Origin of the sequence: Reinekea marinisedimentorum (assembly GCF_004341165.1) — a bacterium.
In the GTDB taxonomy this organism is placed as follows: Bacteria; Pseudomonadota; Gammaproteobacteria; order Pseudomonadales; family Natronospirillaceae; genus Reinekea; species Reinekea marinisedimentorum.
Window position 1 is genome coordinate 127,451 of record NZ_SLZR01000008.1, and the last position, 24,016, is coordinate 151,466.

Annotated in this window: 23 protein-coding genes; 6 read left to right on the top strand and 17 right to left on the bottom strand. The window is 51.4% G+C overall.

Annotated elements, in window-relative coordinates; all coding sequences use genetic code 11:
• Positions 1-364 precede the first annotated feature (364 nt).
• Complete coding sequence (locus BCF53_RS10695) at positions 365-2,116, top strand: coiled-coil domain-containing protein (protein WP_132701722.1); 1,752 nt, start codon at positions 365-367, stop codon at positions 2,114-2,116.
• A gap of 123 nt (positions 2,117-2,239) precedes the next feature.
• On the top strand, positions 2,240-3,100 hold the full coding sequence (gene ylqF, locus BCF53_RS10700) for a ribosome biogenesis GTPase YlqF (protein ID WP_132701723.1): 861 nt from the start codon (positions 2,240-2,242) through the stop codon (positions 3,098-3,100).
• 49 nt (positions 3,101-3,149) lie between these two features.
• Here the strand turns inward: ylqF and BCF53_RS10705 are convergent, their stop codons facing one another.
• Positions 3,150-4,076, bottom strand: coding sequence for a histone deacetylase family protein (locus BCF53_RS10705; protein ID WP_132701724.1), 927 nt, complete (start codon positions 4,074-4,076; stop codon positions 3,150-3,152).
• Between the two features lie 78 nt (positions 4,077-4,154).
• Here BCF53_RS10705 and BCF53_RS10710 point away from each other — a divergent pair, with 78 nt between their 5' ends.
• Together BCF53_RS10710 and nudC are read left to right on the top strand one after the other, a co-directional pair.
• On the top strand, positions 4,155-6,788 hold the full coding sequence (locus tag BCF53_RS10710) for a bifunctional acetate--CoA ligase family protein/GNAT family N-acetyltransferase (protein ID WP_132701725.1): 2,634 nt from the start codon (positions 4,155-4,157) through the stop codon (positions 6,786-6,788).
• A gap of 26 nt (positions 6,789-6,814) precedes the next feature.
• Positions 6,815-7,627 carry an NAD(+) diphosphatase gene (nudC, locus tag BCF53_RS10715; RefSeq protein ID WP_132701726.1) on the top strand — a complete coding sequence of 271 codons (813 nt, stop codon included), beginning with the start codon at positions 6,815-6,817 and terminating at the stop codon, positions 7,625-7,627.
• A 7-nt stretch (positions 7,628-7,634) separates the two neighbouring features.
• Here nudC and ccoM read toward each other — a convergent pair whose 3' ends face one another.
• The 15 genes from ccoM to BCF53_RS10785 all read right to left on the bottom strand — a co-directional run bounded on the left by ccoM (position 7,635) and on the right by BCF53_RS10785 (position 20,790).
• Positions 7,635-7,739 carry a cytochrome c oxidase subunit CcoM gene (gene ccoM, locus BCF53_RS19570; protein WP_279389136.1) on the bottom strand — a complete coding sequence of 35 codons (105 nt, stop codon included), beginning with the start codon at positions 7,737-7,739 and terminating at the stop codon, positions 7,635-7,637.
• Between the two features lie 126 nt (positions 7,740-7,865).
• Positions 7,866-8,603, bottom strand: a complete 738-nt coding sequence (fnr, locus tag BCF53_RS10720) for a fumarate/nitrate reduction transcriptional regulator Fnr (RefSeq protein WP_132701727.1) — start codon at positions 8,601-8,603, stop codon at positions 7,866-7,868.
• Positions 8,604-8,656: 53 nt separating this feature from the next.
• A complete protein-coding gene (gene ttcA, locus BCF53_RS10725; RefSeq protein WP_132701728.1) occupies positions 8,657-9,580 on the bottom strand; it encodes a tRNA 2-thiocytidine(32) synthetase TtcA in 924 nt (307 codons plus the stop codon).
• A 74-nt stretch (positions 9,581-9,654) separates the two neighbouring features.
• Positions 9,655-10,128, bottom strand: a complete 474-nt coding sequence (locus tag BCF53_RS10730) for a hypothetical protein (protein WP_132701729.1) — start codon at positions 10,126-10,128, stop codon at positions 9,655-9,657.
• Positions 10,129-10,227: 99 nt separating this feature from the next.
• Positions 10,228-10,824: a gamma-glutamylcyclotransferase family protein gene (locus tag BCF53_RS10735; RefSeq protein WP_132701730.1), complete on the bottom strand. Its 597-nt coding sequence runs from the start codon at positions 10,822-10,824 to the stop codon at positions 10,228-10,230.
• 2 nt (positions 10,825-10,826) lie between these two features.
• On the bottom strand, positions 10,827-11,471 hold the full coding sequence (locus BCF53_RS10740) for a sulfite exporter TauE/SafE family protein (RefSeq protein ID WP_132701731.1): 645 nt from the start codon (positions 11,469-11,471) through the stop codon (positions 10,827-10,829).
• Positions 11,464-11,637: a cbb3-type cytochrome oxidase assembly protein CcoS gene (gene ccoS / locus BCF53_RS10745; protein WP_132701732.1), complete on the bottom strand. Its 174-nt coding sequence runs from the start codon at positions 11,635-11,637 to the stop codon at positions 11,464-11,466. The genes BCF53_RS10740 and ccoS overlap by 8 nt, the downstream gene beginning before the upstream one ends.
• Complete coding sequence (locus BCF53_RS10750; protein WP_132701733.1) at positions 11,637-14,033, bottom strand: heavy metal translocating P-type ATPase; 2,397 nt, start codon at positions 14,031-14,033, stop codon at positions 11,637-11,639. The genes ccoS and BCF53_RS10750 overlap by 1 nt, the downstream gene beginning before the upstream one ends.
• Positions 14,030-14,536, bottom strand: coding sequence for a FixH family protein (locus BCF53_RS10755; RefSeq protein WP_132701734.1), 507 nt, complete (start codon positions 14,534-14,536; stop codon positions 14,030-14,032). Before BCF53_RS10755 ends, BCF53_RS10750 begins: the two co-directional genes overlap by 4 nt.
• A gap of 9 nt (positions 14,537-14,545) precedes the next feature.
• Positions 14,546-15,943, bottom strand: a complete 1,398-nt coding sequence (ccoG, locus tag BCF53_RS10760; RefSeq protein WP_132701735.1) for a cytochrome c oxidase accessory protein CcoG — start codon at positions 15,941-15,943, stop codon at positions 14,546-14,548.
• Positions 15,944-16,045: 102 nt separating this feature from the next.
• Positions 16,046-16,936: a cytochrome-c oxidase, cbb3-type subunit III gene (gene ccoP, locus BCF53_RS10765; protein WP_132701736.1), complete on the bottom strand. Its 891-nt coding sequence runs from the start codon at positions 16,934-16,936 to the stop codon at positions 16,046-16,048.
• Positions 16,933-17,109: a cbb3-type cytochrome oxidase subunit 3 gene (locus tag BCF53_RS10770; protein WP_132701737.1), complete on the bottom strand. Its 177-nt coding sequence runs from the start codon at positions 17,107-17,109 to the stop codon at positions 16,933-16,935. The genes ccoP and BCF53_RS10770 overlap by 4 nt, the downstream gene beginning before the upstream one ends.
• 2 nt (positions 17,110-17,111) lie before the next feature.
• On the bottom strand, positions 17,112-17,717 hold the full coding sequence (gene ccoO, locus BCF53_RS10775; RefSeq protein ID WP_132701738.1) for a cytochrome-c oxidase, cbb3-type subunit II: 606 nt from the start codon (positions 17,715-17,717) through the stop codon (positions 17,112-17,114).
• Between the two features lie 17 nt (positions 17,718-17,734).
• Positions 17,735-19,171 carry a cytochrome-c oxidase, cbb3-type subunit I gene (gene ccoN / locus BCF53_RS10780; RefSeq protein ID WP_132701739.1) on the bottom strand — a complete coding sequence of 479 codons (1,437 nt, stop codon included), beginning with the start codon at positions 19,169-19,171 and terminating at the stop codon, positions 17,735-17,737.
• A 269-nt stretch (positions 19,172-19,440) separates the two neighbouring features.
• Positions 19,441-20,790 carry a hypothetical protein gene (locus BCF53_RS10785; RefSeq protein WP_132701740.1) on the bottom strand — a complete coding sequence of 450 codons (1,350 nt, stop codon included), beginning with the start codon at positions 20,788-20,790 and terminating at the stop codon, positions 19,441-19,443.
• 391 nt (positions 20,791-21,181) lie between these two features.
• Between BCF53_RS10785 and BCF53_RS10790 the strand changes: the two genes are divergently transcribed.
• The gene (locus BCF53_RS10790; RefSeq protein ID WP_132701741.1) at positions 21,182-21,451 is read left to right on the top strand and encodes an acylphosphatase; all 270 of its coding nucleotides are present in this window, start codon (positions 21,182-21,184) and stop codon (positions 21,449-21,451) included.
• A 1-nt stretch (position 21,452) separates the two neighbouring features.
• Here BCF53_RS10790 and BCF53_RS10795 read toward each other — a convergent pair whose 3' ends face one another.
• Entirely contained in the window at positions 21,453-22,040 is a 588-nt protein-coding gene (locus BCF53_RS10795) for a lytic transglycosylase domain-containing protein (RefSeq protein WP_132701742.1), read from the bottom strand.
• A 135-nt stretch (positions 22,041-22,175) separates the two neighbouring features.
• Between BCF53_RS10795 and aspS the strand changes: the two genes are divergently transcribed.
• The gene (gene aspS, locus BCF53_RS10800) at positions 22,176-23,960 is read left to right on the top strand and encodes an aspartate--tRNA ligase (protein ID WP_132701743.1); all 1,785 of its coding nucleotides are present in this window, start codon (positions 22,176-22,178) and stop codon (positions 23,958-23,960) included.
• Positions 23,961-24,016 lie beyond the last annotated feature (56 nt).

Consider the following 24,016-nt stretch of genomic DNA (forward strand, 5'->3'; position numbering starts at 1 on the left):
TGATAGTAAAGCCAGTAAAACCCCGTTTTTGTTTGTGCTCAGGTAGCGCAAAACTTATCTTTTATCGTTTCTGGTCAGTTCTGTTTTCTGTCTTCACTGAAATCAAAAATAAACAGTTATCTTAATTTGAATTTGCTAGATTAGCGGGCAGGGTCTGGGTGGTTTAGGTTCGGTTGTATAGGCAATGGATGGAACTAAATAATCTAAAACCATGTCACATATTATGTATTTTCTGCTTTTCAGGAATGTAACTGCTGATCAATTCACAGTTGTAAAGCGGTTTACACACTATGATTTACGGATTATGCAGTGGTTTATGTCATTACTAGGCAATATACGGAAATAAGCGCGGTTGGGGCAACATATGTCATCAAAGAAAAATAAAGAGCTGTTCGAGGCGGTTTGTTTTTTTGGTAAGAAGTCCATTATCAAGGAAATGCGGTATTCAGAGTTTGAAGCTGTATTGGATGGCGTTGTTGGAATTGCCGAGCTTGCCAATAAAGAAATTAATGCAGCCTACGTCAAAATAAATCAGTCACTGCAGATTCACAGTCTGGTGATGTTTCAGATTGAATTTAATGAGCGGGGCTTTGCCGATGAAGACTGGAATATCCCGCTTCGTCATTTGGCTGAAAATGCCGGCCCGGGGCCTGACTTAGGCGCTGGTCCAATTCGTCTTGCCTGCAGAAGCCAATGCTCTGTCTCCTGGTATCAAAGAGAGCTCTGGGAGCCTAATCAGCGCGACATCAATCATTTCCAGCTTCTGAAAGAAGCCGTGCAGCGCAATAAGCTTGGCTTAATAGCCTCAGAGACTGATATTCCCACGTTGCAGGTTGCTCCCGTATTAAGAGAACAGGCCGTACCGGTTCTTGATGTGCCGGTGGTTTCAGAGAAGGTGGATGTCTCGTCTCACGCTGAAAGTCAGGCAAGCCTGAAAGCCAAACATGAAAAAGATCTGGCGGCTCAGTCTGCAGAGTATCAGAACAAAATCGATTTGCTGGTGCAGATGCAGAAGCAAACGCTTCAGGGTATTGAAGAAAAATACCGCGAAGAGATTGATCAGGTAAAACGCGCAATGCGCAACGAAGCGCAGAGTGTTCGTTACCACGCTCAGGAGCTGGAACAGCAGGCTAATCAGAATAAGGTCCTGTTGGAAAAGTTGCAGGCTCAGAATGCCAAGCGAGAAAAAGAGTACTATCAGTTAAGTGAGCGTGCTGAAATCCAGAAAGAGCAGTACGACCAGTTAAAAGACGAGTATCTGGAGTTGCTCCGTAATCAGCGAAGTGAAGATGACGATAGATCACTTCAGGTAAACGAACTGAAAGATTTGTTGAGCGCCAAGTCCGTTGAGTTGGATGAGATAAACGAAGATCACACCCGTTTGCTGGCAATGAATACCCAGCTGGTAGAGCAGCTGGAGGGTCATCGTAAGCAGGTGACCGAGGCTGATCTGTCTAACTCTGAAGCGATGATAGAGCTGAAGAAAGACGTCGAGCAGAAGCAAACTGAAACTGCTCAGTTGAAAGCTCAGGTGACTGCTCTGACAGAAGAGAAAAAGCGTCTGCTGGTGCAAATGCAGTCCGCGCAAAAACAGGTTGAAGAAAGTAATTCCAGGCTGGAGCAATTAGTTACCGATAAAGACGCTGCGGTAGCGGAAAAAATTGAACTTAAGACTCAACTGAAGCGATCTGCCTTTAAGCTGGAAGAGCTTGCGCAAAGTCTTCAGTTGGCCAATGCCGAAGGCGAGAAGCTACGTCAGGAGCTGGAAGAACTGGGCGCCTCCGACAGTGCAATGGAAGCATTGTTTGATCGCATGGAAAAACTGGAGCTGGTTTTCGTTGCCTACCATGCGGGCGCAGGTCATATCAGCTTGCCGGCAAGGCAGTTGGAAGACTACCTTGAAAAGCCATTGGCGTTTGCCGCGCAAAAATGCGCAGTAACCCTCGAACACTACAAGAGCTGGCTGCTGCACTACGACACCGCTGAGTGTGAGGAGTGTGGTATTCCTGTGAAGCGGATAGACACCCCGTCCGATTATCAGCCGGGCATTCACAATCGATGTTCAAAGCACCGTCTGGTGGGTGAAAACGTGGCAATGTTCCGAAAGAGCAGTTAACCGCTTCTGAAGCCGTAATGTGTCTTTTACTCTCCGCCGCAGAATTCAGCCCCGGAGCTCATGCCCAGCATTAGGCTGGGCTTTTTCGTGCTATAGTTGCTTCTTTTTTTACGTTGAAGTCCCATGGCAAAAATAAACTGGTTCCCTGGCCATATGGCGAAGGCTCGCCGACAAATCAGTGAAATCATCCCCAAGATAGACGTCGTTATTGAGGTGCTGGATGCGCGCATACCGCACTCCAGTATGAATCCTATTCTGACGAAAGTGCGCAGAGACAAGCCGGTTCTAAGGTTGTTGAGTAAAGCGGATCTGGCAGACCCGGAAATTACTCAGAAATGGGTGGAGTTTCTATCGCATGAAAAGGGCATCAAGGTTGTTCCGATTGTCATGTCCGATCGCAAGCAACTGGCAAAAATTCCCGACTATTGCCGCAACTTAGCGCCGCATCGCGGTGGCCTGGCGAAACCGGTCCGAAGCGTTGTGGTAGGCATTCCTAACGTGGGTAAGTCGACGTTAATCAATGGCCTGGCCGGCAGAAAGATTGCCAGAGTTGGCGATGAACCGGCAGTAACCCGAAACCAGCAGCGTATTCAGATTGCCAATGATTTTACCCTGATGGATACCCCGGGAATTATGTGGCCTTCTCCGGAAAGTGAGTTGGGCGGCTATCGCCTGGCGGCCAGTGGTGCAATTCGGGATACGGCGGTTGAGTATGAAGATATCGCCCTGTTTGCCGTTGATTACCTTGCTCAGCGCTACCCGGAAGCCCTGATGGCTCGCTATAAACTCGATTCAGTTCCGAATACCTCTATGGAGTGCATGGAGCTGATTGCCCGTAAGCGGGCGTGTATTCGCGGGCGTGAAGTCGACTGGCATAAGGTCAGTGAAATTGTCTTAAAAGATTTGCGCTCTGGTGCACTGGGGCGGATCAGCCTGGAAGAGCACGACCATGAGGTTCAGTATCGAGATTTGCTCGAACCCTGACAGCTAGTGGTGCAAGCGCCACTAGGGCCTGTTATCGGGCCCTGACGAATCAGGCTTCAATCAGGCGCTGAACATGGGCTTCAGCGCAGTCTGCCAGTATCTCCAGGTTGTAGCCGCCTTCCAGCACAGAAACGATTCTGGCGTTGCAGATTTCATTGGCTAACCCGGCGATAACGTCAGTAATCCAGTAATAGTCTTCCGTTTGCCAGTTGGTCTGGCTCATCGGGTCTTTGGAATGGGCATCGAAGCCGGATGATAGAAAGATGAGCTCCGGTTGATGCTTAATTAGCGCGGGTTTCCACTCATTCTCCCAGGCTTCTTTTACATCCCGGCAGTCCGAAAACGCGACCATCGGGGTCAATAAGATGTGCGGGTGTTCCAGTGCCCAGTGTTTATTCGGGTAGAACGGGTGCTGAAAGCTGGTGCAGATCATCACTTCCGGCCGCTCCTGAAATGCCTCGATGGTGCCGTTGCACTGGTGTACGTCAAAATCAATGATGGCAACTCTGGTTAAGCCGTGGGTTTTCAGGGCATGTTCAACGGCAACGGCCACGTTGTTGAAAAAGCAAAACCCCATGGTCACGTCCGGTTCTGCATGGTGGCCGGGCGGCCGAACAGCGCAGAAAGCACGATCAAATTGCCCCGTCATGATGCCATCTACAGCCTGTACCGCAGCTCCGGCCGCCAGATAGCTGGCTTCCCAGGTGTAAGGCCCCATCATAGTATCCGGGTCGGCCTGGATGAGTCCGTGAGAAGGGCTGATGCGGTCGAGTTGTTCTACATAGGTTTCATGATGAACTCTGAGCACCTGTTCTCTGGTGGCTTGCTCAGCCCTGAGTACGCTCATTTTTTTTAGCAGGCCGTTGGTCTCCAGTCTGTCGCGAATCGCCTTTGTGCGTGCCGGAGACTCAGGATGATCGTCACCCATGTCGTGTAGTTCACAGTGCTCGTGATAAATAAACGCTGTCTTGACCATTTTTCAGTCTGTCCATTGTATTCAAACGCAGTATAGGTCTAGAGTTGAAGGGACGCATCGCTACTTTGGTTGAAGCAAATGCCTGATTTGAGCCCGTTTTTTTCTCCTAATTCTATTGCTGTTATCGGCGGTTCTGAACGCGAAGGGAGTATGGGTGGCCTAGTGCTGCAAAATCTCAAGAATTCCTGTTTTGAAGGCCAGGTGCATGCCGTAAACCTGAAAGGCTACGACAGCGTTTATGGCTTTCCCTGTGTCCGTTATTTAAAGGACATTCATTCGGCTGTTGATCTGGCGATTATCTGTGTGCCGCCCAACGCTATTGTTTCAGTGTTGCGGCAGATGGCTAAGCTGAACATTAAGGCGACGATCATCCTTACCGGCGGTCTTGCAAGGCAATTGAGCTTAGGGGAACAAAGTCATTTAAAGGTGGCGCGCATAGCGTCTGAGCTCGGCATCCGCGTAATGGGGCCGAATTGTTTAGGCGTGATGGTTCCTGAAATCCATCTGAATGCCACCTATTCGCATATTGAAGCATTGCCCGGCTCGGTGGCCTACATTGGCCACTCCGCGGCGTTGGGGACGGCTCTGTTGGATTGGGCGGGTGCTAAAGGCATTGGCTTTTCGCACTTCCTCACCCTGGGCGCCAGCGTTGATATACGCATTTCGGATGTGGTCGACTTTCTGGCCACCGACCGAAGGGTTAAGGCGATCCTGATTCATCTGGAGCAGGTGCGCGATTCCAACCGCTTGCTGACTGCTCTGCGGGCCGCCTCCAAGGCAAAGAAGGTGCTGGCCATTCGAACCCACAGCCAGATACGCCCCCCCAACGGCATTCTTGATGTTCAGAAGGTGGATTCTGAGTACTTTTCCCGCGCCGGTGTCTTGCAGGTTGATACCATTGATAGCCTGTTCAGCGGGCTGGAAATCCTATCCCGTGCCAAGCCGTTACATCACCGCAACCTGGCGATTGTCAGTAACGGTCTGGGTACTGCCTTATTGGCCAAGCAGTATCTGGAAAATCACGGCGGCCGCATGGCCACTATTTCAATGCCGGATGCGCTGAATGATAAAACTTGGTACCAGAAAGAAACCGGCGGTAATCCGGCTATTTTGCCGCCACGCGCAACCGGGCAACAGTATGTTGAGCTTATTAAAACGCTCGAGAAAGAGCCGGAGCTGGGCGCCATCCTTATCTTGCACAGCCCGAATCTGCGCTCGCTGAGTGCCAATATTTACCCGGAGTTGCTGAATCACACCAAGCGCAGCCGGCGACTGATTCTGACCTGTTTTCTGGGTGGCTTAACCACAGAAGATGCCAGAAAGGCATACGATGGCCGCGGTCTGCTGAATTTTGATTTTCCTTCCGACGCGGTTGATGCCTACCTCACTCTGGCCCGGCATACTGAGGCTCAGGAGCGGCTCAGGGAGACACCGTCATCCGATGCGCTGGGCTTTTTACCCGACCGCATTGAGGCTGAGCGGGTTATCGATCAGGCTGACCGTGCCGGACGAAGTTACTTAACCTGGCCCGAGGCGCGTCAGTTATTGCGCTCCTATGGTTTCAGGCTGGTCGACAGTACCTTTGATACTGACTTTGAGCGCTGTGTTGCCAGGTTATCTCCGCGCTTTTTTCCGGCGGCGCTGCGCATCATTCACGAAACCTACAGTTATCCCTTTGCTTATCAGAATATACCGGCAGCCCGCTGGCGCGGTGCCAGAATTGAAATACCCGATGAAGCGACTCTGCGAGCTGCCCAGGTGGAGCTGGCCGCAGAAAAAGAACGCCGCCTGCCTGCTTCAAAAACGCTGGGCTGGGCTGTACAGCCGATGCGCAGAAAGGTCGATGCACTGCAGTTCAGCCTGGGTATAACCCGGGACCAAACCTATGGGCCGCTGATATTCATTGGTGAAGGCGGTTCACATGCCGACATGCTGGCCGATCGTGAAGTGGCATTGGCACCATTGAACTCGGCATTAGCCAGGCAGTTGATTGAGCGAACCCACGGTTACCAGGTGCTGGCAGAGCGCAGTGAAAACCTGGATCAGGATGTAAAATCGTTGATTCGCCACCTGATCGCCCTGTCACAAATGGTGATTGATCACCCGGAGCTTTCAGGCGTTGAAGTAAACCTGTTGTTGCAGAACGATTCACTGCCCCTGGTTCTGGGCGTGGCGGTTGCCTTGGGTAAACCAATGCGAGCGGCCCTGAATCCGTACCCGGTAGAGTTGGAGGAAAGCTACAAGACGGTCGATGGCAGGTCGATACTAATACGCCCGATACGGGGTGAGGATGAGCCGCTGCTGAAGGAGTTTTTCGCCGGCTTCGATGCCGATTCACTGCGACTGCGCTTCTTTTACAGTCGGCTTAAGTTTGAACACCTTGAATTAGCCGCAATGAGCCAAATTGACTATAACCGCGAGATGGTGTTTGTTGCCTCGGTAGACGATCACATTGTTGGTAAGATGCGGTTGTGGTTTGATGTAAATACCGCCAGCATGGAATTTGCGGTGATGGTATTGCCGGGCACTCAGGGGCTTGGGCTGGCTTCCAAGCTGATGGATAAAACCATCCTTTATGCACGCAGCAGGGGGGCACGATCGATCATTGCCGATGTGTTGCCGGAAAACACCTCAATGTTAGCGCTGGCGCGTAAATTTGATTTTGAAATTCACAGGGATGAAGACCTGATAAGGTTGGTTAAGCCGCTGTGATCCAGACAGGTACTGAATAGTTTTCAATGTTATATGAACTGAATAACCATAGCGTCGATTTCCCCACGGATACTCCCCAATTAGGCAAAGACAGCAAGCTGATTCTCTGGTTTCAGGGGCAGGTGCTCATGAATGGCTATGATATAGCCTGGTCGCTTGCCGAGCTTGACGATGAGTTTGAGGATCTGGAATTTGTCGCCCTGCTGGATGGTAAACCTTATTTTACGGCCAATTTGCCTGCAAAGCCTGAGGGGGCCGTGTTAAAGGCTTTGCGTGACCTGGCATACGTCAGTGAAACGGCCTTCATGCTTTGCGCCAGGGCCCGTAACTTGCTCGACTGGTACCGACAACATCGCTTCTGTGGCCAGTGTGGCCAGACGACTGAACGCATAAAAGGCGAACCTGCGACCAGCTGCAGTAAGTGTCGGCTGCGTTTTTATCCACGGATTTCCCCTTGCGTTATTGTGGTTATCACCCGCGGTGATGAAATGCTGTTGGCTCAGGGCTACCGCCATCGTGATAAAGGCTGGTATGGGGCTGTTGCTGGCTTTATTGAAACCGGGGAGTCGGCTGAGCAGGCCGTTATCCGTGAAGTCCGGGAGGAAGTCGGTGTCGATGTCGGTAATATTCAGTATATGAACAGTCAGGCCTGGCCATTCCCCAACCAGCTCATGCTTGGTTTTACCGCAGAGTACCTGGCAGGTGAGATTCAGCCGCAACCGGGCGAGATAGAAGATGCCCGCTGGTTCAACATCAATGACCTTCCGAGTTATCCGCCGGGCACAACCATTGCTGGCTGGTTGATTCGACAGTACCAGCTTTCAAGACAGTCGGAGTAACGTCTGGTTATTTGTGTTTTTGGGCGTCTTTACGCAGAAAGTAATAAACACCGCCAAAGAACGCGATCATTAAGCCAACGGTACCGAAACCGGCGAAGACAATGGTGTCCATATACATAATTCATTACTCATATCTAATATACGAGTAATGATTTTAGGGGAGGAGAGGGGTTGCAGATTGATTTGCATCACCGGAAGTAAAGCAAGCTTCCGGTTCGGCTTCCTACTTTAGTCGGTATTACTCAATACCCAGCTCAATACGCTCACATTCAGCCAGAGAGGCGATTGATGTCAGTGCTTCAAAGTTGCTGATCACGATATCTTTAGCGCTGCCAGTGTGCTCCAGCAGCCCCTGCTTTTGAAAGCGGGTAAAAACGCGGGATACAGTTTCAACGGCCAGGCCAAGGTAGTTGGCGATATCGGCGCGAGACATGGTTAACCGGAAGGATGTGCCAGAAAAACCGCGGTGCTTGAAGCGTGCAGCCAGGTTAATCAGGAAAGAGGCAATGCGTTCCTCAGCGCTTTTTTTGCTGAGCAGCAGCATCATCTGTTGCTCTTCACGCAGCTCTTTACTCATCAGGCGCATCAGTTGGCGGCGAAGCTCAGGCATTCTGCCAGCCAGGTCATCCAGGCGATCGACCGGGATTTCACAGACGTTAGTGGTTTCCAGAACCTTTGCCGAAGCCGGGTAGGTGATAGTGTCGTAGCTTTCCAGGCCAACCAGTTCACTGGCCAGATGGAAGCCGGTGATTTGCTCTTCGCCTTCATTGGTCAGCGTGTAGGTTTTAACGGTTCCGGTACGGACAGCGAAGATCGCCCGGAACTCATCACCCTGATAGAACAGGTGCTCGCCTTTTTGGATAGGCCGGCCTCGCTTAATGATCCCATCCAGAATATCCATATCTTCGATAGACAACGCCAGTGGTAAACATAGTGGATGCAAACTGCAATTTTTGCAGGCGGTCGATAACCCCATCGAATGACTCCAGCTTAGAAAACTTGATGTTTATCAATGATACTACAGAATATCTATTGATGTACCTCACAAATAACATCTTTTTTATCAATGTTCTCTGTCGGCTCCCAGGTTTGGACCGTGGTTGAGCTCATTGGGGCATACTGGCTGTCTGAATTTATAGGCATCATAGGGATGCTGCTGGCTCTGAGTGATTCAAAATCGAAGTTGTTTCTGTCTGCCAGCTGAGAAAGTGAAACATTGGCGATGGAGCGGAATATATTCTCAATTCTGCCCGGAAATTGCTTCTCCCATTCGCGACACATGGCCTTAATCGACTGTCGCTGCAGGTTTTCCTGTGAGCCGCACAGGTTGCAAGGAATGATCGGGAACTGCTTGATCTCGGCGTAGCGCTCGATATCGGTCTCTTTGCAGTAAGCCAGCGGGCGAATAACGACATTGGTGCCGCTGTCACTGAGTAGTTTAGGCGGCATTGCTTTCAGCTTGGCTCCATGAAACATATTCAGGAACAGAGTTTCAATGATGTCATCGCGGTGATGACCCAGGGCTACTTTGGTTGCACCGATTTTATCGGCAAACGCGTAAATAGTGCTGCGGCGCAGTCTGGAGCATATACCGCAGGTGGTTTTACCTTCGGGCACGGTTTCCTGGACGATGGAGTAGGTATCGCGCTCTAAAATATGGAACGGTACGCCAATCTCCTTGAGGTAGGCAGGCAGTATCTCTTCAGGGAATCCGGGTTGTTTTTGGTCGAGGTTAACGGCCACCAGCTCGAAATTAACCGGTGCGCTTCTCTGCAGGCTGATCAGAATATCCAGCATGGTAAAAGAATCCTTACCGCCGGATAAACACACCATGACCTTGTCGCCTTCTTCAATCATGTTGTAGTCGGCAATAGCGCGACCGGTTTCCCGGCGCAGGCGTTTTTGCAGCTTGTTAAATTCGAGTTTTTCTTTCGCGCTATTAAAGTGTGTCATGAGTCTTGCAAAGTGATGAAAATTTGGTCGCGTTTTTTAACATGACTGAAATGAGCAGTAAATGACTTTATTGTTCAGGCAGCAAATGTACGGTGGTTAAGTTCGGATTTTCGCTGCAGGTAATAGTTTTTAACTAAATTAACATGATTACCTTTAACGCAATGTTGAAACCAGATCTCCGCCAGCTGTTGCTCAGTCAGTGCTGAAACGGCTATGGCCGTGTTCATTTCCAGCACCGAGGCAGAAATGGCGACCGCGTAGCCCCAGTTCAGGTTCAGCTCCAAATCGGGTGTTTCCAGAAACCGGCGCTGGCTGGCAAGGCCGCGCACGCAGCTCGCCTTCTCCGGGTCCAGTGCCAGGTAATTATCCCAAACCGCGTGATGAGTTTCGGAGGTTATCTGAAAGGGTCCAAACAACCCCTGTGAAGGTGAGAGCTCCGGCATCATCAGCAGTGAAAGGAAAGCACTGAGCTCTTTGTTTTCCGCGCCCATTGAATTCAGCGCCGGCTGCACAACCTGATTATGTAGCTGTTGAATTGTAAACATCATCAGTACCCCCTTAGCACCGTCTTAACTGTATTTTGACAGGCATTACTGAATAGTTTCTGAACAGCAATAATTGAACCAGTTGTGTATGGCTGGCGGCCACTAGTGCTCGCGGCGTGAAAACCGCTGCTGCCACAGGTTAGGCAGGTGAGATTTCAAGACCTGGTCAATATGGGGGTGTCTTTCGTCTGACTTTAACGGGCGCGGATATAGCGGCCGCTCTCGATCGTTCAGCAGGTATTGCCACTGGCCGGTTAATTCGGTGAAGCGTTGGGCGAAATGCGGGTGAATATCCAGGCAGCCATTCATAATGACATCCAGATAGCTTTGCAGAATGGGCTTGTCGAGGCTCGGTTGGCTGGTTTGCAGGCCAACGTAGGCCCATAGTACGCCCTCTTTTGGCAGGGGCTGATCGGACAGAGGAATGACATTTTTCCAGTCAACAATGACCCTTTGGTAACCGGCTTCCCGTTCGTCAAAAAGGGCAAGATTTAGCTCATCGACGCTGAAATAAACACCATTGCAGACGGCGTTGGCATCAAGATGGGCACTGACCACGGTACAGTCGCCGGTTGGCGAATTCAGTGACCAGTGCCGGGCAATGCCCTGTACTTCGATAGGGTTGGCGCGGCTGGAAACGCCAGTGCGAGAGCGGCTGTCAGCGCAAATCAGGCTGCCATAGCCAAATATGTAGTTCATGTTTACAGCTCCATTGAACTGATTGCTTGGAAAGCAATTAAATAGGCAAATAAGAACAAGCAGACGGCGATGGCCGCTTTTGCTTTCGGGTTATTTAGCCACGGTCGAACATGTTGAGCAAACAGACTGATGCCCATCATTGCCGGGAGGGTGCCAAGACCAAAAAATAACATGATGCCGGCGGAAATAATCAGCGATTGCTGAGCCAGGCTGAAAACAAGCGCGGTGTAAACCAGTCCACAGGGTATAAAGCCCCACAGTATGCCAAGAAAGTAGGCCGTAGAAATGGTCTTAACCGGTAAAACCTTGCGGATTAACGGCTGCAACGAACGCCATATGGGTGTGCCTGCTTTTTCAAGCAGGCTCAGCGCCCTGGAGACATTAACGATATAGAGCGCGCTGAGTACCAGCAGCAGGCTCGAAAGCAGCTGCAGGTAAGGAAAAACCGTTTGCGGTATCCAACCGGTAAAGAACTGGCAGATAACCCCCAGCGTAACGTAGGTGCTAATTCGCCCAAGATTGTAGGCCAGCATCATGATTGGCTTCGCAGAGTTCAAACCGGCGGCTACTGCAAGCCCGCCACACATACCCATGCAATGGCTGGAGGACACGAGCCCGATTAAAAAAGCCGAGAACAGTTCAGTCATCTTTATCCGAAGTTGGAATCATATCTTTATCATCGTCGAACAGAATTTTGTGTGCCGGGCTATCCAGATCATCGTACTGCCCGCTGCGCACAGTCCACCAGAAAAACAGACCCCCGACGGTAAGTAACAGCATGGTGACGGGAATTAAAAGAATCAAAATATCCATCAGTACCTCCTAAGCCTGAGCGCATTACCGACAACCAGCAGGGAACTCAGTGACATACCAATCGCGGCCTGCCACGGGCTGACCAGGCCCATTGCTGCTACGGGCAATGCGATAGCGTTGTAGATCAGCGCCCAAAGCAGGTTTTGCCTTATTATACGCTTGGTTTTCCGTGCTGCCCGCAATGCTTTACTGATTGTTAGCAGATTGTGATTCAGCAACAGCACATCGGCCTGAGATTTGGTTAGGTCGGTTGCATTAAGCATGGCGATTGAAACAGCCGCACCGGCCAGTACCGGCGCATCGTTGATGCCGTCGCCAACAACGGCGATTGGGTAGTAAGGCCGGCTTTTCACCCATTCAAGCTTTTCTTCGGCGCTTAAACCGGCCTGATACTGGCCAGTAAGCCCGAGTGCCTGCAGCTCGGCAGCCGGAAAGCGATTGGCGTCACCGGTGAGCACATGGCTGGTGACTGACGCACCGGAAAGCTCATTCAGCAGCGGGCCGGTGGTGCTTCTGAATCTGTCCTGCAGTTCAATAGAGGCGACGAGCCGGTTATTCAGGGTGAGAAATAAAACCGTTGTGTCTGAGTGGGCTTCATCTTCTGGTACCGCCGTATAGCGACTGCTGCCCAAGCGCCAGGTGCCGTGTTCGCTGTTGCCCTGAACGCCGAGCCCGGCACTGAATTCAATGTGTTTAACAGTCATGTCGGCTTCACTGGCCATGTCTCCGGTAAAGGCTTTCGCCACAGCGTGTTCGCTGTTCCTTTCCAGCTGGCTGCAAATACTCCGCACCTGTTGTTCGCTAAAGCCGGAATCCGGGTTAGGGTTGGACAGCCGAATGGCGGTGACTGCAAACGAACCTTCGGTCAGGGTGCCGGTTTTGTCGAACGCGATCTCCTTCAGCTCTGCCAGTCGCTCCAGCACATAGCCCCGGGTGATAACAAAACCATCGGCTTTCAGGCGGCTGGTGGCCTGCGCCAGCGCAGTCGGAGTTGCCAGGCTGAGCGCGCATGGGCAGGTAACCACCAGTACGCTAATGACCACCCAGAATGCCCGGTCGGAGTCGATAAACAGCCAGGCTATCCCAATGATCAGCGTGATGATCAGGGTTGACCAGATAAACTGGCGTGAACCTCTGTCGGCCAATTCGGCGATGCGCGGTTTTTCGGTGCTGGCGCGCTCGGTGAGTTGCTGCAGCAGGTTGAAGGTATTGCCGGAACCAACCTTGGCAACCTTCAGGGTGATTGGCTGCGATTGGTTAATCGTGCCGGCATAAATGGTATCGCCCGGCTGCTTGACTACGCCTTTGAACTCACCGGTAAGGCTGGACTCGTCGAAGCTACTTGCTCCGTCCTCAACGGTGCCGTCAACCGGACAGGTTTCTCCCGGCAGTAACCTGATCAGGTTGCCTTCGGTGAGATCGCGTACCGGAATCTCACAGCTGCTACCCTCTGCTAACCGTGTGCAGGTTTGCGGCAGCAAACCGTTCAGGGCATTGCCACCGCCGGTCAGCGTGCGTGCGCGAAACTCGAGAAACCGGCTCAGTACCAGGAAGAAGGTGAACATGTTGACTGATTCGTAAAACACCTCGCCCTCACCGGTTATAGTCGCAATAACGCTGGCAATGAAGGCGCTGATGATGGCGATTGATACGCTGACATCCATCGAAAGCTGTCGCCCTCTGATGGCGTGATACGCCGATGTGAAAAACGGCCAGGCCGAGATAAATATCACCGGCAGTGTCAGGAACAGGCTGGTCCACCACAGCCAGATTTCATGGGTTTCAAGAATATCGCCGGAATAGAGTGCTACGGCATTCATCATGGCCTGCATCATACCGATACCGGCGACCCCCAGACGCAAAATAAACTGGCGCTGGGTCTTTAAGCGGATCTTCTCTTCCTGATCCGGCAGGAAAGGTGCCGCCCGGTAACCAATTAAGAACAGGTTTTCAAAAATCTGGGATAACTGAAGAAGCTTAGGGTTCCAACCGACAGATAGCCGGTGGGTGCCGGCATTCATAATGGCCTGCTGTATTCCGGGCAATTGAGACAGTCGTTTTTCGATCAGCCAGGTGCAGGCGGAGCAACTGACACCTTCAATAATCAGTGTTGCCGTTTTCAGTTCATCACTGACAGCCAGCACAAACTCGGATTGGATGTCGTCGCGGTCGTAGAGCTTCAGCGCCTGTTGTTGTTTTGCGTTGAGATCAACATCAACCGGCTGCTGATCAGGCTGGTGGAAGCGGTAATAATCCCCCAGGCCAGATGAAATAATGGTTTCAGCAGCGCTTCTGCAGCCGGTACAGCAGAAGTATTCTTCTTTACCGGCAACTTCCAGCGTGTAAGGTTTGGGCGGGTTGGGCAGGCCGCAGTGAAAACATTTTTCCAGGCTCATTCTTGTTTTGGCAGTAACAAAATCTCGGATTGAGCGGGGAAATTAACACTGTTTGTATGCAGTCGCCACAGGCTTTCTTCAGAGAAAGGCTGCAGCTGAAGCATCCAGTTTCCGGTAATTGCTTCTGGCAGTTCACCGATGTAGCGCCCAAGCCCCTGGTGCGAGAGGACAACGTCTACGTCATAGGCTTTAGAGGTCGGGAAGATGACATGCAACAGCAGCTGTTCCGGCAGGGGTCTTAGCTCGCCCTTTAGCTCGAGGGTGAAGTTTAAGCCCTGCTGCCTCATTACTGCATTTAAACCGAGGCTGCGTGCGTAGTTATCTTCTTCGTGGCGAACAACAATGGCCTTTCCATCTTTGTAGTAGTTGTCGACGACAACGCCATCGTCGGTGGCTATGGCGATGTAAAGCATGGAAAAGCCAGCGGCAAAGACAATCAGCAGAGGCGTTAAAATGAACCAGAGCCAAAATTGTTTATACCAGGGTGCGCTATCTTCTTTCACTTAGGTTTCCTAAAAATTTGCCGGGCCAAAAAAGCGGCTTTCTTCGGTTGAAGCCAGTCGTTCATTCTGCTCACTTTGAATCGTAAATTCGATTTTATTGGTGGGCAGTTTGTTCAGCTCAGGCGGTAACAACAACAGGGTCGGCAGTGAGGCAGAGCTCGATGCCGGCACTCTAATCTGTTGCGGCGAATTAAATTGCAGGCCTTCAAGGCCGGATACGCTGATGTTGAACAGCTGATCTTCATCGGTCATGTTGGCGACCTTAATCAGGTAGCTGTTCTGGATTAAGCCGTTGGGTGTCATCTGGTGCAGTGCTCCGCGGTCACGGATAATATCCAGTTCAATCGGTACCCGCGACAGCAGTACCAGGGTGAATGCCACAATCATCACCACCATCGCGACGGCATAGCCGATCAGGCGCGGGCGCATAATCTTGGTCTTCTTACCTTCCAGGCTGTTTTCAGTGGTGTAGCGAACCAGGCCTCTGTCGTAGCCCATCTTATCCATCACACTGTTGCAGGCATCGACGCAGGCAGCACAGCCAATGCACTCGTATTGCAGGCCATCGCGGATATCGATACCGGTCGGGCACACCTGCACACAAAGGTCGCAATCGATGCAGTCGCCCAGCCCGAGTTCTTTAGGGTCGGCGCCTCGTTTGCGTGTTCCTCGGGTTTCTCCGCGCTTTTCATCGTAGCTGACGATGAGCGTGTCCTGATCGAACATGACCGACTGGAAGCGGGCATAAGGGCACATGTAGATGCACACCTGTTCGCGTAACCAACCGGCGTTGCCATAGGTTGCCAGGGTAAAAAAGCCGATCCAGAACAGGGCCCAGCCACCGACACTGAACTGGAACAGGCCCGGAATTAGCTCACGGGCAGGCACAAAATAGCCGACAAAGGTGAACGCAGTGGCAAAAGCAACCAGCAGCCAAAGGATATGCTTGATAACCTTGCGCGACAGTTTCGAACCGGTCAGCTTTTGTTTATCGAGCTTAATTCGCGCGTTTCTCTTACCTTCGGTTTTTTCTTCGATGAACAGAAAGATCCAGGTCCAGACGCTTTGCGGGCAGGTATAGCCACACCAGACTCGTCCGGCAAAGACCGTAATAAAGAACAACAGAAAGGCAGATATGATGAGCGCCCAGGACAGCAGTATGAAATCCTGTGGCCAGAAGGTGACGCCAAATACATGGAATTGCCTTTTAGGCAGATCAAACAGTACAGCCTGCTGGCCATCCCAGTTCAGCCAGAGCGTGCCGAAATAGGCGGCGAACAAAAACAGCCCGCCAAAAAAGCGCAGGTTCCGGTAGAAGCCCTTAATGCGTCGGACGTAAATTTTTTCTTTTGACTGATAGAGATCGGAGACGATGACAGATGAGTCGGTTGTTTTATTTTTAGACATGGAAACTACTCATATGAGTTATTCAAAAGTATCTGCGCCAGATACTTTTGAATAATAAAGAAATCAGGAGAGGGTGACCCTCTCCTGTGCAGCCGTTATTGATTAATTACTCAGGCTATACACATAGCCGGCCAGCAAATGGACCTTCTCTTCGCCCAGAATACCCTGCCATGCCGGCATGTTGCCTGCGCGGCCGTTGGTGATGGTGATGGCGATATCTGTTGCCAGGTCCTGATTAGGGATGTCGTACAACCAGATGTTATCGGTCAGGTTAGGTGCGCCCAGCGCAGCCATGCCGGTGCCGTCAGCAGAGTGACAGGCAGCACACATCTGGCTGAAAATAACCTCGCCCTGAGCGGCCATTACTTCATCGTGGCTATTGCCGGAAAGCTTCAGCACATATTCGGTAACAATTTTTACACCGTTGGTGCCGAGCGTTTCACCCCAGGCAGGCATCTGCCCCATACGGCCGTTAGCGATGGTCTGTTTGATTTCGGCACCGGAATGCCCGTACAGCCAATCGTCATCCGTCAGGTTCGGGAAACCATAGTAGCCCTGAGCGGTCTGGCCATGGCACAGTGCGCAGTTGTTCTGGAACAATTGCTGACCCATACGGATAGCCTGATCATTATCTTTCAGCTCTTCCACAGGTATGGACGCGAAGCGCTCAAAGATTTCGCCATATTTTTCGTTATGGGCGGCGGTTTCTTCGGCCAGCTGTTTGGCAGATGTCCATTTGCCAATACCTTCCCAGTTACCCACCGGGTAATAGATCAGGTAGCCAATACCGAAAATAATGGTGAGCCAGAACATGTTCAGCCACCACTTCGGCATCGGGTTGTTATATTCCTCGATACCATCAAAGGTGTGGCCGGTGGTTTCTTCAGCGTCTGTTGAACCGGGCATTTTGCGGGTGAAGTGGATTAGTCCAACCAGGCCCGCAATGGTGATGCCTGTCAATACAAAGATGTAGGCGCTCCAAAATGTTGTCATTCTTGTTCTCCCATTTGGTGCTGTTTTCTATCTGGCTCGTCATCTGCAAAGGGCAGGTTGGCAGCTTCTTCAAATCGGGATTTGTTCTTGCTGCTGTATGCCCAGAAAAAGACCGCTAAAAAGGCAACGGTGGTAAAAACCGTGGCTAATGCGCGTAAATCATTGATATCCATAACTAGCGCCCCGTAACAACTGTTCCAAGTTTTTGAAGGTAGGCAACCAGTGCGTCAATTTCCTTCACGCCGCGTGTTTGATCGGCAGCAGTTGCGATCATTTCATCGGTATAAGGAACGCCGAGGGTTTGCAGCGCCTTCAGTTTGTTAGGCGTATTTTCACTGTTGACTTCATTGGTGAACAGCCATGGGAATGCTGGCATGTTGGATTCAGGCACAACCGAGCGAGGATCGTACAGGTGAGCCTTATGCCATTCGTCGCTGTAGCGGCCACCCACACGTGCCAGATCCGGCCCGGTACGTTTTGAGCCCCACTGGAAGGTGAAGTTGTAAACAGATTCACCGGCCTGAGAGAATGGCCCATAGCGCTCAACTTCCGCTCGTAACGGGCGAACCATTTGCGTATGGCAGTTGTAGCAGCCTTCACGGATGTAGATATCCCGGCCTTCAAGCTGTACCGGTGTCCAGGGTTCCAGGCCTGCGACAGGCTCTGTTGTATCTTTGATAAAAAACAGCGGAACAATCTCGACAAGCCCACCAAAACTGATAGCGACAGTAATGAGGATGGCCATCAGGCCGACGTTTTTTTCGACTCTTTCGTGTTGCATGATAGTTCTTCGCTCCCTCAGGCTACAGATGGCGCAGTGGATGGTTTTTCTTCACTGCCTTTGCGGATGGTCATCCAGACATTCACTGCCATTAAGACCATTCCTGCCAGGAAGATAATGCCGCCAATCAGGCGAACCACGTATCCGGGCCAGCTCGCTTCAACACCCTGAACAAAGCTGTATGCCAGTGTTCCGTCGTTGTTGATGGCGCGCCACATCAGACCCTGGGTTATGCCGTTAACCCACATGGAAGCGATATAAAGTACGGTGCCGATGGTTGCCAGCCAGAAGTGAATGTTGATCCAGTCGATTCGGTGCATCTGAGCCTTGCCCCATACCTTTGGAATGGTGTGGTACATGGCACCGACGGTGATCATGGCAACCCAGCCGAGTGCGCCGGCGTGAACGTGGCCAATGGTCCAGTCGGTATTGTGCGAGAGTGCATTGACCGTTTTGATCGACATCATCGGGCCTTCAAAGGTCGACATGCCGTAGAACGACAGTGATACCACCAGGAAGCGGAGAATCGGGTCGGTGCGTAATTTATGCCAGGCGCCGGAAAGGGTCATCATGCCGTTGATCATACCGCCCCAGCTTGGTGCCAGAAGGATAAGTGACATAACCATGCCCAGGTTTTGAGCCCAGTCGGGCAGTGCGGAGTAATGCAGATGGTGACCGCCTGCCCACATGTACACGGCAATCAGTGCCCAGAAGTGAACGATAGACAACCGGTAAGAATAAATAGGGCGCTCAGCCTGTTTCGGTACGTAGTAGTACATCATGCCGAGGAAGCCGGCTGTCAGGAAGAAGCCAACCGCGTTGTGTCCGTACCACCACTGAACCATTGCATCCATGGTGCCGGCGTATGCGGAGTAGGCGTGCGTCAAGCTAGTGGGCATTGCTGCACTGTTTACCACGTGCAGCACGGCAACGGTCATAATAAAGGCCAGATAGAACCAGTTGCCAACATAAATGTGCGGCATCTTACGGCGCATAATCGTACCAAGGAAGACCACCAGATAAGACACCCAAACCAGTGTAATCAGAATGTCGATTGGCCAGATAAGTTCGGCGTATTCCTTACCGGCTGTTAACCCCAGAGGCAAGGTGATGACGGCCAATAGGATGACGGCCTGCCAACCCCAGAAGGTAAACTTCACCAGCGGCTCAAACGCAAGCCTGGCCTGGCTGGTGCGCTGAACAACGTAGTAGGAGGTGGCAAACAATGCACAGCCGCCAAAGGCAAAAATGACAGCGTTAGTGTGCAGGGGTCGTAAGCGACCAAAATGAAAATAGGGGCCGAAATTTAATTCCGGAAAGGCAAGTTGCGCTGCGATAATGACGCCCACCAGCATGCCGACTACGCCCCAGACTACTGTCATCACTGAGAACTGACGAACAACGTTGTAGTTGTACGTTTCCGTCGGAGCAGAGGTTTGAGTTGAGTTGCTCATTTATCCGTTTCCAATCGTTATTTTTTTAAGGGTTAACTGAAATCGGCGCCAGTATGCTGACAGTGTCAGGCCATTGCAAATGACTCAAGTCAGTAGTTTTTGGCGCAGCTATTTACATTTTTGTTTCAATTGTTCTAGCTGGAAAGTCGATTCTACTTTAGTCGTAAAATCGATTCCTGAAACGTAATAACCCCTGCGGTTGCAGGGGTTTAAGTAACTATAGCTTTTTATCTTCAGACTGTACTCAGGAGACGGCTAGTAAATTAGCACTATGCAGTTTGCTGACGTTTCAGGCGGATCTGATCTGTATGCTGGCCGCGTTGCATCAGCGACTGGGCACGGGCATCCAAAGACAGGCCGTGGCGGGTGGTTTTCAGTTGCACCGGTGTGTTGCTGGTGCAATAGCCCCGGTGAGTGATCAGTGAATCGTTATCGGAAGTGGAGACCAGCAAGGCTTCGGCGACGTTGTCGTTCACCTGTACGGTCACCGGCTGCAGGTTTCCGGTAATGAACTCGATGCCGAAGGTGATGGAATCACCGACCTGTTTCAGCCAGCGCACAATGGCCAGCTTACCTTTTGATTCGTCATTCTGGTGGTGCATGATGACATCGCCAACCGAGACGGGCTTGGTCAGTGAGCTTTGATCCATCTTAATGCAGGCACCGGTTTTGCTCTGGTTAATGGTTTCACTTGCAGATAAATCAGAAAGCACGGATCTCGGTGTTTTCAGATATTGGTGGATCATCTGCAGGCCCAGCGCGGTTTTGGCTTCAGTGGCGCACGGTGCGCGTTCAAATCTGCGTGAAGTGGATTGTTTCCAGGCCAGCAGAGCCTTCTTCAGAGTCATGAAGGCATCGATGTTGTCTGCTTTGCGGCTAAAGCCGATGTTTTCAGCGGCGGTGCCACGTCGCAATTGCCCCATGTGCTGGCGGGCCTGCTCAATAATCGGCAGTGGGTTCAGAACGCGGATGCTGCTGTCGTTGCCCGGGGTTTGCAGCTGACGGGAGGTTTGAATGCCCGATTTAGCTTCCAGGTCGATATAAAAGAAGTGAGCGTTCAGTTCCCGGCTCTCCTGCTGGCTGAGCTGTGCACGGAATGCCCATTTACGCAGGTAGGCATCTACCAGGTGTCTTTCTGATTCATTGAGGTGTTCCGGCTGCGAGGCCTGGAACAGCAGTGCCTGCTTATAACGGCTTTCAATATCGCGGTTATCCGGCTTATTGCTGTGGAAATCGGTTAAGAAGCGGACTTCAGCATAGTAGTAGAGGCGGTTAAGTTCGGCCCACAGGATACCCGGTTGCGGCCTGTGCTGATCGCTGAAATCCTGCAGTTGCTCGGCCATCGCGCTGATAGCCCAATAAACAAAGTTGGCGGCCTCTTCCTTAGAGTGAGGTACCGCATCACGCAACAGCAGCTTGGTGGCGTAAGCAAACTCCCGGTTTAACTCGGGGATTTCCTTGCGCTGAACCGGGGTCAGTTTAACCTCGCCCGAGCGTACCTTCGGAATATAGCGCAGGTACTGATTGATCAGGCTGGCGGTTAAATTAAGCCGGGCATCGCCATTGATCGGCATGCGGTTTAGGTTGTGCAGATTCGTGACGACCTTTTCAAGGTTCATTTCAAAATCGGCGCTGTTTAAAACCTGATTAACAAGAACATCTCTATATAAGGCGTTGGTGTCACGGCTTATATGAAGGTTTTGTTTTGGCATGGTTAGTCGAAGAGACGCGATGCTCATATGCTCTGGCTCCAGGTGCAACTATCTGGCTATATTGTAGTCAATAGAAAATCTGGTGCTGTTTTAGCTTTGTTTATTGAGAATCAGTTCACATTATGAGCGGTGTTAGATTTGTGAACTTATGCACATGGGCGGGTAGGTGTTGTTCAGGGGCGCAGTTGTTCGGGTGTTGTTTTCCTGAATTCATTGCTCTGTTGAATTTTGTAGGATATTTAGCAGCCGTTTTCTTCATTAGACTGGCTGAGGATCAATCCTAATAGAAGGGGGTGTTATGCAACAGTGCGTCAAGGCTTGGGTGTACGGCAAGGTGCAGGGCGTGGGTTATCGTTTTTTCTGTAAAAAGCGCGCCTATGAACTGGGTTTGCAGGGCTATGCGCTGAATCTGCCTGACGGCCGGGTGGAGGTTCTGGTGTGTGGAGAGGAACAAGCCATCAGTGATATGATCCAGTCGCTGCACGAGGGGCCGGTGTTTGCTCAGGTATTGGGGGTAGATGTAGAGCCGAGCGACAAGGTTCAAACGACCGGGTTTATGACCGGCTGATTTATTCGCCGAGCCGCCAGTACTGATGCCAATAGGTTAGAACCCGTTTTGGGTACCAGGTTTGGCCGCGGCTGCCGTTGTATCTGGCCAGTGCTTTTATAAGGCTGCCTTTTTCGATCTCAAGATAGTGCGCCAGAATGGTGGTGCCGTAACGCAGATTTGTCGCGCACTCCAGCAGGCTGTCTTCTTCCCTTCCAATTTCATCCTTCCAGAACGGCATAACCTGCATAATGCCTCTTGCGCCCGCGTAGGATACCGCATAGCAGTCAAATGCACTTTCAACCTGAATGAGTGCCAGAATCAGCCCCGGCTCCAGGTTAGCCCGGGACGCTTCAGCATGAATCAGGGTTAGTAGCTCAATGCGTTCGTTCGGGTCTTTTATCCAGCGGCTTAACGGCGTCGACATAGCAGCTAACCAAACCTGCCCGACATATTCATCCTCAAAGGCGTTGGGTTGGCTGAGTGCGGTTTTCAGTGACTGTACCAGTGTTGTGTCTGTCAATTGAGTGTCGGTCTCATTCGCCAGTGTAGGGTTGATGCTGCAAATCAGACAAAGGCTGGCAATTAAGGTAATTAGGCGGTATCGCATGTTCGTTGAATCGCTGGTTGTTTGACCTGAATGCTAACAGAAAATTCAGAAGTTTGATCGGTGGGTTAATTCTTGGCTGAATCGTTGTATAATGCGCGCCTTTTTGCAAATTGATTATCTGGATCGGGAAAAACCATGCGAAGCCTGTATTGTGGAGAACTAAACAGTTCAAACATTGACCAGACCGTTACCATCTGCGGTTGGGTTCATCGTCGTCGTGATCACGGCGGCGTTATCTTTTTGGATGTTCGTGATCGTGAGGGCATCATGCAGGTGGTTTTCGATCCTGATGCCGAAGAAAGCTTTGCCACTGCCGATCGTGTGCGCAGTGAGTATGTTGTAGAGATTACCGGCCTGGTTCGTGGCCGTCCTGAAGGTACGGTTAACGCCAATATGTCGACCGGTGAGGTTGAGATGCTGGGTCGTGAAATTAAAGTGCTGAACAAAGCGCTGACGCCTCCGTTCCCGCTGGACGATTACTCGCCTGTTGGTGAAGACGTTCGCCTGAAGTATCGCTATATGGATCTGCGTCGCCCGGAAATGCAGCAAAAGCTGATTCTGCGCTCCAAAATCACCTCCAGCGTGCGCCGTGCACTGGAAGATCAGGGCTTTATCGACATTGAAACGCCTATTCTGAACCGTGCGACGCCGGAAGGTGCGCGTGATTATCTGGTGCCTTCTCGTACCCACCCGGGTTCGTTCTTCTCGTTGCCGCAGTCTCCTCAGCTGTTTAAGCAGCTGCTGATGGTTTCCGGTTTCGACCGCTACTACCAGATTGCCAAGTGTTTCCGTGATGAAGACCTGCGTGCCGACCGCCAGCCGGAATTCACCCAGATTGATATCGAGACTTCTTTCATGGATGAAGATGGCATCATGGGTATTACTGAAACCATGATCCGCTCGCTGTTTAAAGAAGTGCTGGATGTCGATTTTGCTGACTTCCCGCGTATGCCATTCTCTGAAGCGATGGAGAAATACGGCAGCGACAAGCCGGACCTGCGTATTCCGCTGCAGCTGGTGACCGTCAGTGATCTGATGGAAGGTGTTGAATTCAAGGTGTTCTCTGGCCCGGCTAAAGATGCCGCCGGTCGTGTTGCTGCTCTGAAAGTACCGGGTGGCAACAGCCTGACCCGTAAGCAGATCGACGATTACACCAAGTTTGTCAGCATCTATGGCGCCAAAGGCCTGGCGTACATTAAGGTAAATGATAAATCTAAGCTGGAAGATGGCGATGATTGTGGTCTGCAATCGCCAATCGTTAAATTCCTGCCGGTTGATGTTCGCAAAGCGTTGATTGAACGACTGGAAGCTGAAGACGGCGACCTTATCTTCTTTGGAGCCGATAAAGCCAAGATCGTTAACGATGCGCTGGGTGCGTTGCGTTGTAAGATCGGTGAAGACATGGATCTTTACACCTGTGAGTGGGCACCACTGTGGGTTGTTGATTTCCCAATGTTTGAAGATACCGGCGATGCCCGCGTCACTGCGTTGCACCACCCGTTCACTATGCCTTCATGCTCTATCGAAGAGCTGAAAGCGAACCCGCTGGGTGCCTTGTCCCGAGCTTACGATATGGTTCTGAACGGTGTCGAGCTGGGCGGTGGTTCCATCCGTATCCACGATGAAGAAATGCAGAATACGGTCTTCGATGTACTGAAGATCGATAAAGAGTCACAGGAAGAGAAGTTTGGCTTCCTGTTGTCGGCGCTGCGGTACGGTTGCCCTCCACACGGCGGTTTGGCATTTGGCCTTGACCGAATCGTGATGCTGATGACCGGCTCCGAGTCTATTCGTGAAGTTATTGCCTTCCCGAAAACTCAGACAGCGGCCTGTGTGCTCACCGAAGCACCTGGCCAGGTGGATGCAGAGCAGCTTAAAGAGCTGAACATCCGCATCCGAAAGGCTTCGTCTGAAAGCTGAGTCAGCATTAAAGTAATTGAATAAAGGGAGCTGAGTGCTCCCTTGTTTTTTTACAA

Bases quoted from the DNA above. Each gene is read 5' to 3' on its own strand.
- BCF53_RS10785 (WP_132701740.1), bottom strand. From the start codon at position 20,790: ATGAACCTTGAAAAGGTCGTCACGAATCTGCACAACCTAAACCGCATG.
- BCF53_RS10750 (WP_132701733.1), bottom strand. From the start codon at position 14,033: ATGAGCCTGGAAAAATGTTTTCACTGCGGCCTGCCCAACCCGCCCAAA.
- ccoG (WP_132701735.1), bottom strand. From the start codon at position 15,943: ATGTCTAAAAATAAAACAACCGACTCATCTGTCATCGTCTCCGATCTC.
- aspS (WP_132701743.1), top strand. From the start codon at position 22,176: ATGCGAAGCCTGTATTGTGGAGAACTAAACAGTTCAAACATTGACCAG.
- ylqF (WP_132701723.1), top strand. From the start codon at position 2,240: ATGGCAAAAATAAACTGGTTCCCTGGCCATATGGCGAAGGCTCGCCGA.
- ccoS (WP_132701732.1), bottom strand. From the start codon at position 11,637: ATGGATATTTTGATTCTTTTAATTCCCGTCACCATGCTGTTACTTACC.
- BCF53_RS10790 (WP_132701741.1), top strand. From the start codon at position 21,182: ATGCAACAGTGCGTCAAGGCTTGGGTGTACGGCAAGGTGCAGGGCGTG.
- BCF53_RS10770 (WP_132701737.1), bottom strand. From the start codon at position 17,109: ATGGATATCAATGATTTACGCGCATTAGCCACGGTTTTTACCACCGTT.
- ccoM (WP_279389136.1), bottom strand. From the start codon at position 7,739: ATGGACACCATTGTCTTCGCCGGTTTCGGTACCGTTGGCTTAATGATC.
- BCF53_RS10795 (WP_132701742.1), bottom strand. From the start codon at position 22,040: ATGCGATACCGCCTAATTACCTTAATTGCCAGCCTTTGTCTGATTTGC.
- BCF53_RS10710 (WP_132701725.1), top strand. From the start codon at position 4,155: ATGCCTGATTTGAGCCCGTTTTTTTCTCCTAATTCTATTGCTGTTATC.
- BCF53_RS10705 (WP_132701724.1), bottom strand. From the start codon at position 4,076: ATGGTCAAGACAGCGTTTATTTATCACGAGCACTGTGAACTACACGAC.
- ccoO (WP_132701738.1), bottom strand. From the start codon at position 17,717: ATGCAACACGAAAGAGTCGAAAAAAACGTCGGCCTGATGGCCATCCTC.
- BCF53_RS10740 (WP_132701731.1), bottom strand. From the start codon at position 11,471: ATGACTGAACTGTTCTCGGCTTTTTTAATCGGGCTCGTGTCCTCCAGC.
- ccoP (WP_132701736.1), bottom strand. From the start codon at position 16,936: ATGACAACATTTTGGAGCGCCTACATCTTTGTATTGACAGGCATCACC.
- ttcA (WP_132701728.1), bottom strand. From the start codon at position 9,580: ATGACACACTTTAATAGCGCGAAAGAAAAACTCGAATTTAACAAGCTG.
- nudC (WP_132701726.1), top strand. From the start codon at position 6,815: ATGTTATATGAACTGAATAACCATAGCGTCGATTTCCCCACGGATACT.
- BCF53_RS10735 (WP_132701730.1), bottom strand. From the start codon at position 10,824: ATGAACTACATATTTGGCTATGGCAGCCTGATTTGCGCTGACAGCCGC.
- fnr (WP_132701727.1), bottom strand. From the start codon at position 8,603: ATGGGGTTATCGACCGCCTGCAAAAATTGCAGTTTGCATCCACTATGT.
- BCF53_RS10695 (WP_132701722.1), top strand. From the start codon at position 365: ATGTCATCAAAGAAAAATAAAGAGCTGTTCGAGGCGGTTTGTTTTTTT.
- BCF53_RS10730 (WP_132701729.1), bottom strand. From the start codon at position 10,128: ATGATGTTTACAATTCAACAGCTACATAATCAGGTTGTGCAGCCGGCG.
- ccoN (WP_132701739.1), bottom strand. From the start codon at position 19,171: ATGAGCAACTCAACTCAAACCTCTGCTCCGACGGAAACGTACAACTAC.